Origin of the sequence: Lentzea sp. (assembly GCF_036380075.1) — a bacterium.
Taxonomy (GTDB): domain Bacteria; phylum Actinomycetota; class Actinomycetes; order Mycobacteriales; family Pseudonocardiaceae; genus Lentzea.
This window is the reverse complement of record NZ_DASVFL010000403.1, coordinates 1-8,076: the sequence shown is the minus strand read 5'-3', so window position 1 is coordinate 8,076 and position 8,076 is coordinate 1. Positions and strand designations below refer to the sequence as shown.

9 protein-coding genes are annotated in these 8,076 nt (G+C 69.4%); 5 read left to right on the top strand and 4 right to left on the bottom strand.

Annotation, left to right across the window (positions count from 1 at the left end):
• Positions 1-202: 202 nt before the first annotated feature.
• From VF330_RS41560 to VF330_RS41550, 3 genes are all read left to right on the top strand, one after another.
• Positions 203-682 (top strand): hypothetical protein, encoded by a 480-nt coding sequence (locus VF330_RS41560; protein ID WP_330857264.1) that lies wholly within the window; start codon positions 203-205, stop codon positions 680-682.
• Positions 682-1,035 carry a hypothetical protein gene (locus VF330_RS41555; RefSeq protein WP_330857263.1) on the top strand — a complete coding sequence of 118 codons (354 nt, stop codon included), beginning with the start codon at positions 682-684 and terminating at the stop codon, positions 1,033-1,035. Before VF330_RS41560 ends, VF330_RS41555 begins: the two co-directional genes overlap by 1 nt.
• 282 nt (positions 1,036-1,317) lie before the next feature.
• On the top strand, positions 1,318-1,815 hold the full coding sequence (locus tag VF330_RS41550) for a hypothetical protein (protein ID WP_330857262.1): 498 nt from the start codon (positions 1,318-1,320) through the stop codon (positions 1,813-1,815).
• Here the strand turns inward: VF330_RS41550 and VF330_RS41545 are convergent.
• Complete coding sequence (locus VF330_RS41545) at positions 1,812-2,480, bottom strand: DNA alkylation repair protein (protein ID WP_330857261.1); 669 nt, start codon at positions 2,478-2,480, stop codon at positions 1,812-1,814. The genes VF330_RS41550 and VF330_RS41545 overlap by 4 nt on opposite strands.
• A gap of 146 nt (positions 2,481-2,626) precedes the next feature.
• On the opposite strand from VF330_RS41545, the gene VF330_RS41540 reads away from it, so the two are divergent.
• A complete protein-coding gene (locus VF330_RS41540; RefSeq protein WP_330857260.1) occupies positions 2,627-3,616 on the top strand; it encodes a hypothetical protein in 990 nt (329 codons plus the stop codon).
• A gap of 61 nt (positions 3,617-3,677) precedes the next feature.
• On the top strand, positions 3,678-5,093 hold the full coding sequence (sthA, locus tag VF330_RS41535; RefSeq protein ID WP_330857259.1) for a Si-specific NAD(P)(+) transhydrogenase: 1,416 nt from the start codon (positions 3,678-3,680) through the stop codon (positions 5,091-5,093).
• A gap of 14 nt (positions 5,094-5,107) precedes the next feature.
• On the opposite strand, the gene VF330_RS41530 is transcribed toward sthA, so the two are convergent.
• The 3 genes from VF330_RS41530 to VF330_RS41520 form a co-directional block, all read right to left on the bottom strand.
• Positions 5,108-5,749 carry a response regulator transcription factor gene (locus VF330_RS41530; RefSeq protein ID WP_330857258.1) on the bottom strand — a complete coding sequence of 214 codons (642 nt, stop codon included), beginning with the start codon at positions 5,747-5,749 and terminating at the stop codon, positions 5,108-5,110.
• 379 nt (positions 5,750-6,128) lie between these two features.
• Positions 6,129-7,610, bottom strand: coding sequence for a sensor histidine kinase (locus tag VF330_RS41525; RefSeq protein WP_330857257.1), 1,482 nt, complete (start codon positions 7,608-7,610; stop codon positions 6,129-6,131).
• Positions 7,607-8,076, bottom strand: a 470-nt coding sequence (locus tag VF330_RS41520; RefSeq protein WP_330857256.1) for a hypothetical protein, incomplete at its 5' end; no start/stop codon positions are given. The genes VF330_RS41525 and VF330_RS41520, both read right to left, overlap by 4 nt.

Here is an 8,076-nt window from a genome sequence, read left to right as displayed (position 1 = left end):
CCCGGCTCGACACGGCAGTCGGGCGCCCTTCTCCGAGCTGCCCCGCGAACGCCGTCACCGTCGACCCGCTGAAGTCGCCGGTCCTGGTCGCCAGGAACAGCCGCGCCGACGTGGCGCTGGCCGTCCGCATGACGGCCTCGGCCCCGAACGCCTGCAAGAACCTCACCTTCCCCCTCACCTACTCGGGAACGGCGACCAAGCCATGATCAGCTTCAGGGAACTCGTCCGCCGGCGGTCCGTTCGGCGAGGGGTCATCGTTCTCGCGGTCGCGACGGCCGCACTCGGCTCGGGCGTCGCCTACGCGGCCTGGACGAGTTCCGGCACCGGCAACGCCACGGCCACCGCGGCCACGGCGACGGCTCCGGTGGTGACCGGCGGCGCGGTCACCACCGGTTTCCTCTACCCCGGTGCGACGGGCACGGCCGTCGTCACGGTCAGGAACCCCAACCCGTACCCGGTGGTCGTCAGCACGGTCGCCCCCAACGGCGCGGTGCCGGCGGTGGGTTCGTGCCCGGCGTCCACGGTGAGCTTCGCCCTGCAGAACCCGAACACGTCGATCGCCGCCGGGGCCACCGTCGCGATCACGCTGGCGAACTCGGTCTCGATGATCCCGGGCGCGGTCAACGCGTGCCAGGGTGCGGACTTCTCCATCCCCGTGACCGTCACGATCGCGAGTGCCTGATGCGCGGCGTGATCGCAGGAGCGGCGGTGTTGTGCCTGCTGGCGGCACAACCCGCCGTGGCGGCCTGGACCACCAGCGGACAGGGATCCGCTGGTGCGAAGGGCGGCACGCTGCAACCGGTGGTGATCACCTCGTGCGCGAAGGGCACCGGCAACTCGACCTCGGTGACGTGGAACGCGCTGCAGGGCGCCACCTCGTACACGGTGTCGTGGCAGCAGGGCAACGGCGACTTCAACAAGAGCGCGTCCACCACCTCCACGGCGTACTCCGTCCCGCTCTCGATCGACCGCGTGCGGGTCCAGGCCTCGGTCGGCACCTGGGGCACGACCCCGGCACAAGCAAACTGCCCATAGGAATTCGCTCGATCGGCTGAATGCCCTCCAGCGGGATTTGGGGTCAAATCAGCAGGTGGTAGCCCTGTGTAGCTGTCAAGGTGCCGAAAGTCCCTCATTACAAGGGGAAATCGGCGCCCGTCGGACGCTTGCGCAGTAGGTGAAGCTTCTCCAAGATTGTCGACGCGGCCCGCTGGGCCGAGGGGCGAAGCGATGAACCACCGGGCGAGTCTGGTCGCCGGTCCGGTGGGGAGCTAGAGGCGAACCCACCGCCTGGGAGCAACAACTCTGGAGAGTTGCGCCATGCGTAGTCTGGGTCCGCGCCTCGAGGTCGCCGTGTCGTTGACGATCCTCATGCTCGGCGCGGCGGTCGTCGCGGCCATGCACCTCACGTGGCCGGAGCCGCAGCGGCCCGCGATGGCGTACTCGGTCAGCAGTGGCGAGTCGGACATGCAGCAGCTCAAGCCGTTCGAGATCAACGACATCTCCGGCGCGCCCGTGGAGCTCACGCCGGGCGCCGAGGGCGAGCGCAAGGTCCAGCTCTCCAACCCCAACGGTGTCGACATCGTCGTCGAGAGCCTGTCCGCGGTGCCCGGTCAGCCCCTCGACGCCACGCAGCAGCGCGTCGCCGGGTGCCCGGCCGGTGTGCTGACGGTCGTGCCGCTCACCGACGTCGTGCAGATCCCGGCCGGGGGAGAGGTCGAGGTGACCATGAAGGTCCAGGTCGCCGAGGACGTGCCGGCGGCGTGCGCGGAGCTCGTCTTCCCGCTCACCTACTCGGGCCGCGCCAAGCACGCTTAGAGGTGCTTGAGGGCCTCGCGCCTGGACAGCGGTGACAGCTCGGGCCTGGCCTCCACGAACGCCCGCACCCAGCCCGGCTCGGTCTTCGCGAACTCCCGCAGCGCCCACCCGATCCCCTTGCGCAGGAAGAAGTCCGGATCGGCGGCGTTCGCGTCGACGCACGCCGTGAGTAGCTCCACGTCGGTCGCGGACTTCGCGCCCAGCTGGCAGATCACCGACGTGCGGCGGCGCCACCGGTCGTCGTCGGTCGACCACCGCAGCACCAACGGCCGCACCACCTCGGGCGCCGACCGCAGCAGCGGCCCGACCCGTTTCGACGCGATCTCGTCCACGTAGTCCCACCACGCGCCGGTCACGATCATCTCGTCGAACCACGGCAGCAGGTCGACCGACTGGAACCGGCGGTCGCCGCTCAGGGCCAGCGCGACGTAGCGCTCCTCGCGGTAGGTGGCCTCGCGCCACAGCGCCTGCACGGCCGCGAGCCACTCGTCGCGGTCCTCGACCACGGGCAGCGACTTCAGCAGCTCCGCGCGCGCCGGTTTCTGCACGCCGAGGAACGGCATGCCGGACTTCATGTACGCCTGCATCTCCGGCGCTTTGCGCGAATCCGCGCGCTCCTCGAGTCCGGCTCGAACCGCTTTGATCAAGGGAACCTCAAGTGTCACGCCCAAACGGTATCGCCATAAGGAGTAGCCCTGTTGAGATTATTGGCCCCATTCGTGTCGCAATCGCTAACGAATTCGCAAAGCATGCTTTGACCACCTGCGGGTGTGAACAGAAAACGCGTGAGTTCCGGATACAGTTCGCGCTCATGCGCGTGCTCATGGTGGTGGCGGCGCTCGTGCTCGGCAGCATGAGCGCCACCAAGGCGGAGACAGTGGATTACCTGGATCTGCCGCTGGTCAACGGGAACGGCGAGGCGCGGGGTGGCGTGCACCCCGACCTGCCGTACGACCGCGCCGCGCTCGAGCAGGCGTTGAGCTCCAACCGGGACAAGGGCGTCTCGCCGGTCCGCTTCAAAGCGTTGTTGTGGCAGTACTGGATTGTGCGCGCCGCGGACGACGCGGGTGTGCGGCTGGCCGACTGGGATCCGCAACGCTCCGCCGACTCGAACCGCGCGGTGATCTTCGCCGTCTACGACTTCTACGCGAAGCTCTACCTCACCCACCCGGAATCGTTGCGCTGGATGGGATTCGCGAACATCGGCGCGCCGGCGTTCGCCGCGGGCATGCTGGACCTCGGCACGGTGCCGGAACTGCGCTGGTTCTCGTCGATGCTGATGTCGATGCAGAAGCACATCTTCATGGACCTCGGCGCGATGCACGCCGCCTATCTGCATGGCGGCGTCGAGGCCGTCGAGGAGCTGCGGGACGCGGGCATCATCGACCCGGCGACCACCGCCGCGTGGGCCGACCCGGCGCAGGCCGTCCTGGAGTTCTCCTCGCGCGAGCAGAACCTGGTGATCGCCGACCAGTTCGACCGGACGCGGTCGCGGCTGCTGCCGCCCGGCGAGATCGTCACGTACGCGATCACCGTCGCCGGCCCCATGCCGGTGCCGGGCGGGAAGACGCCCGCGCAGTACCGGCCGCTGTTCGGCGGCCCGCTGCCCGCGTTCAACTACGCGGACCGGGTGGCCCGCTGGGACTTCCTCAGCAACGACACGGTGCCCGCCTACGAACGCCTTTCCGAGGACGCCGTGAAGAAGATCGTGACGCGCCCGTTCGCGGAGCGCGTCGCCGACTACCGGGCCAGGGCGAGGCTGCTCGACCTCGTGCTCCCGTTCGGCCGCGACGTTCCGTAGCCACGCGGATTCATTTTTCGTTCAGGGGTGGAAACGGATCAGCCGAAGTAGGCTGCTGACCATGACGTCGTACGACTACGACCTGATCGTCATCGGCTCTGGTCCTGGCGGCCAGAAAGCGGCGATCGCGGGTGCGAAACTGGGCAAGCGCGTGGCGGTCATCGACAAGCAGGAGATGGTCGGCGGCGTCTGCGCCAACACGGGCACCATCCCGTCGAAGACGCTGCGCGAGGCCGTCATGTACCTGACGGGCATGAGCCAGCGCGAGCTGTACGGCGCGAGCTACCGCGTCAAGCAGGACATCACCATCAACGACCTGATGGCGCGCACGCAGCACGTGATCGGCCGCGAGGTGCAGGTCGTGCGCGCACAGCTGCACCGCAACGGCATCGACCTGCTCAACGGGTTCGGCCGGTTCGTCGACGACCACACCGTCGCGGTGGAGGGAACCCACCGCGGCGACCGGACGACGATCAGCGGTGAGTACATCGTGATCGCCACCGGCACGACGCCCGCGCGTCCGTCCGTCGTGGACTTCGACGAGGAGCGCATCCTCGACTCCGACGAGGTCTTCGCCCTCACCGAGATCCCGTCGTCGCTGGTCGTCGTCGGCGCCGGCGTGATCGGCATCGAGTACGCGTCGATGTTCGCCGCCCTCGGCACCCGCGTGACGGTCGTCGAGCAGCGCGAACGCATGCTCGACTTCTGCGACCCGGAGATCGTCGAGTCGCTGAAGTTCCACCTGCGCGACCTCGCCGTCACGTTCCGGTTCGACGAGAAGGTCGTCGACGTCTCGGTGTCGGAGTCCGGCACCATCACGACGCTGGCCTCCGGCAAGCGCATCCCGGCCGCCGCCGTCATGTACTCGGCCGGCCGTCAGGGCTGCACCGACCAGCTCGACCTCCCCGCCGCCGGCCTCGAGGCCGACCGCCGCGGCCGCCTGTCCGTCGACGAGCACTACCGCACGCCCGTCGAGCACATCTACGCCGTCGGCGACGTCATCGGCTTCCCGGCGCTGGCCGCCACGTCGATGGACCAGGGCCGGCTGGCCGCCTACCACGCGTTCGGCGAGCCGGTGCACGAGCTGACGGCGTTGCAGCCGATCGGCATCTACACGATCCCGGAGATCTCGTACTGCGGCGCCACCGAGGCCGAGCTGACGTCGTCCGCGACCCCCTACGAGGTGGGCATCTCGCGCTACCGCGAGCTGGCGCGCGGCCAGATCGTCGGCGACGCGTACGGCATGCTCAAGCTGCTGGTGTCCACTGTGGACCGCAAGATCCTCGGCGTGCACGTGTTCGGCACCGGCGCCACGGACCTCGTGCACATCGGCCAGGCCGTGATGGGCTGCGGCGGCACGGTCGACTACCTGGTCGACACGGTCTTCAACTACCCGACCCTGTCCGAGGCCTACAAGGTCGCGGCACTGGACGCCACGAACAAGATCCGGGCGCTGGACCGCTTCACCACCCGGTGATCACGGCCTGGTGATCACGAGCGGGTGAGTCCGGCGTCGTGGGCCACGATGGCGGCCTGCACGCGGTTGGTGACCTCCAGCTTGGGCAGGATCCGGCTGATGTGCGCCTTCACCGTGCCGGTCGCCATGTAGAGCTGCTCGCCGATCTCGGTGTTGGACAGGCCCTCGCCCACGAGCTCCAGCACGGTGCGCTCGGTCTCGGTGAGCGCGTCGATCTTGCGACGCGCCGCCGAGCCGTCGTTCGGCGCGGTCAGGTGGCGTTCGATCAGGCGCTTGGTGATCTGCGGGGCGAGGATGGGTTCGCCGGTGGACGCCTTTCGGACCGCGTTGATCAGGTCCTGGGGCGGGGTGTCCTTCAGGAGGAACCCCGTCGCGCCCACCTTGAGGGCCTGGGCTACGTAGGAGTCCTCGCCGAACGTCGTGAGCATGACGACGGTGGTGGTCCCTGCCAGTTTCTCCGCCGCTTTGAGGCCGTCGCCGCCGGGCATCCGGATGTCCAGCAGGGCCACGTCGACCTGGTGTCTCATGGCCAGGGTCACGGCTTCGGCGCCGTCCTGGGCTTCGGCCACGACCGTGATCTCCGGGTCGTTCTCGAGGATCAGGCGGATGCCGGCTCGCATCAGGGTCTCGTCGTCTGCGATGAGGACTCGGATCACGGTTGTCAGCTTAGGTGGGTGGGGAGGTTTGGTGGGGGTTGTCGTGTTGGGCCCTGGCTTCCAGCGTGGGTCTGTTGCTTTGGTCCCGTGCCTGTTCCAGCGTGGGCGTGCACCCCGGACGAAAGACCTGGGTGGCATCGCCGCTGCGCGACGATCCGCGATTGGGGCTTGACCTCGGGGCCCTTGCGAGGCGCTGGGTCGGCCGGAAAAGGCCGGACGCTGCGCGACCGGCCGAGCCACGAGTGGTAGCACCTCGCACCCAAAGTCAAGCCCCAATCGCAAAGAACGGGTGGGCCCACCGGCTCTAATCGGCGTCAGGAAAAGACGGCTCGCCTTCGGCATCGCTTGAGAGAAGGGCCTTGGCTTCGCCGTTGGCCTGTCAGGGGCCTTCCTGCTCCTTCGATTCGAGTTTGTTGTCCCTGAAGCACAGTTTGTAGACCAGGTCGGCGTTGTGCGAGGACCGGTAGCGCGAGCAGCCGTCGGTGCCGAGCTGGCCGAAGCCGAACTGCTCCATCACCTCGTCCTCGGCGGTGACGCCCACCTTCAGCGAGTCGAAGTACGGCGCGTTCATCTGGGTCGGGTTCAGGAAGGCGAAGAGCAGCAGGACGATCAGCGCCCCGGCGATGGGGAGCAGGGCGAGCAGGCCCAGGCAGCCGCCGCCCAGCACGCGGGGGACGGTCAGGATCTCCGCGGCCAGCGGGGGCGGGACCTCGGGGACCTCCGCCGCCGACTGCTCGGTCTGGGGTGCGGGGTGCACGGGGATGTCCGCGGCCACCCGGAAGCCGCCCTCCGGTGGGTGGCCCGCGCTGAACGCGCCGCCCAGCAGACCCACTCGTTCCTCCAGGCCGATCAGGCCTCGGCGGGTGCCCTTGCCGGGAGGTGCGGCGGACGGGCCGTTGAGCACCTGGATCCGCACCCGGCCGTTCTGGACGGCCACCTGGACGCGGGCTCGGGCCGCTGGGGCGTGTTTGTGGACGTTGGTCAGGGACTCGCGGACCACTCGGTGCACTGCTCGGCGGGTGCGCGGGTCGGCGCCGGGCAGGTCGTCGCCCGACCAGTCCAGGGTGACGGTCAGGCCGGCGGCGGCGGAGCTGTCGACCAGGGCGGTGATGTCCGAACGGGTGCCGGTGTCCTCGTCCAGTGACTCGGGTTCCGGGTTCGTGCGCAGGACGCCGAGGATCTCGCGCAGCTCGGCCATCGCGAGGGACGAGGTGGTGCGGATCAGCTCGGCCTGTTCGTGCAGCTGGGGGGCTTTTCTCGCCGTTGCCAGCTCCAGGGCGCCCGCGTGGATGGAGATCAGGCTGAGGCGGTGGCCGAGCATGTCGTGCATCTCGCCCGCGATGTGGGCGCGTTCGTCGGAACGGGCCGAGGCGGCGGTGAGGGCTCTGGCGCGTTCCAGGTACTCGTTGCGCTCCTGCAGCAGGCGGACCATCGGCCTGCGGCGGCCCAGCAGCATGCCCGAGACGGCGGGGAGCAGGACGAAGAAGACCGAGCTCAGGACTGCGCCGAGCAGGGCCTCCCAGACGGGCATCTCCCGGTAGCTCTCCTGGAGCAGGCTGAAGGCGCTCTGCAGGACCGTCATGACGCCGAGCAGTGCCCAGAGCCTGCGCACCGGGGTGATGCGGCGGCTCGCGGCGAAGACCACGAACATCGTCACGGCCTGCGCCCACAGGTTGTTGACCGCGAACAGCGGTGCCGTCAGGAGCAGGGCCCACTGCGGTCTCCGCGGTGCCAGCCACACCAGGGCCGCGATCCAGATCGCCGTCGCGACCGTCATCAGCGGGTGGGGGACCGGGGCCAGCGGGGCGATCAACGGCACCAGGCCCACCAGCAGGGCCAGCGCGGGCAGGGCGAACCTCATCGGGCCAGCTCCTTCTTCGACGCCAGCACGCCGTACTCGTCGAAGCAGAGCTCGTAGTCGAGGACATCCGAGTCGCTCGCGCGGTAGCGGGAGCAGCCGGCGTTGTCGGTGTGCACGCCGAAGCCGAACGTCTCGGTGACCTCCTCCTCGTGCACCACCGACACCTGGAAGGCGTCGAACTCCTCCCTGCTCATCTCGCCGCGCCCGAAGGCCGCGACGACGAGGAGCACGAACGCCGTGCCGAGCGCCGGGACCAGCGCGAGCACGGCGAGGCAGCCGCCACCGACCACGCGCGGCACGGTCAGGATCTCGGCCGTGATCGGCGGCGGCGCCTCGGCCACCGCGCCCGGCGCACCCGTCTCCTCCTGCACCACCGGGTGCAGCGGCAGGTCGGCCGCGACCCGGAACCCGCCCGCGGACGGACGCGCGTCGAACGACCCGCCGATCAGCTCGACCCGTTCCTCCA

Bases quoted from the DNA above. Each gene is read 5' to 3' on its own strand.
- VF330_RS41550 (WP_330857262.1), top strand. From the start codon at position 1,318: ATGCGTAGTCTGGGTCCGCGCCTCGAGGTCGCCGTGTCGTTGACGATC.
- VF330_RS41560 (WP_330857264.1), top strand. From the start codon at position 203: ATGATCAGCTTCAGGGAACTCGTCCGCCGGCGGTCCGTTCGGCGAGGG.
- VF330_RS41525 (WP_330857257.1), bottom strand. From the start codon at position 7,610: ATGAGGTTCGCCCTGCCCGCGCTGGCCCTGCTGGTGGGCCTGGTGCCG.
- VF330_RS41540 (WP_330857260.1), top strand. From the start codon at position 2,627: ATGCGCGTGCTCATGGTGGTGGCGGCGCTCGTGCTCGGCAGCATGAGC.
- VF330_RS41555 (WP_330857263.1), top strand. From the start codon at position 682: ATGCGCGGCGTGATCGCAGGAGCGGCGGTGTTGTGCCTGCTGGCGGCA.
- sthA (WP_330857259.1), top strand. From the start codon at position 3,678: ATGACGTCGTACGACTACGACCTGATCGTCATCGGCTCTGGTCCTGGC.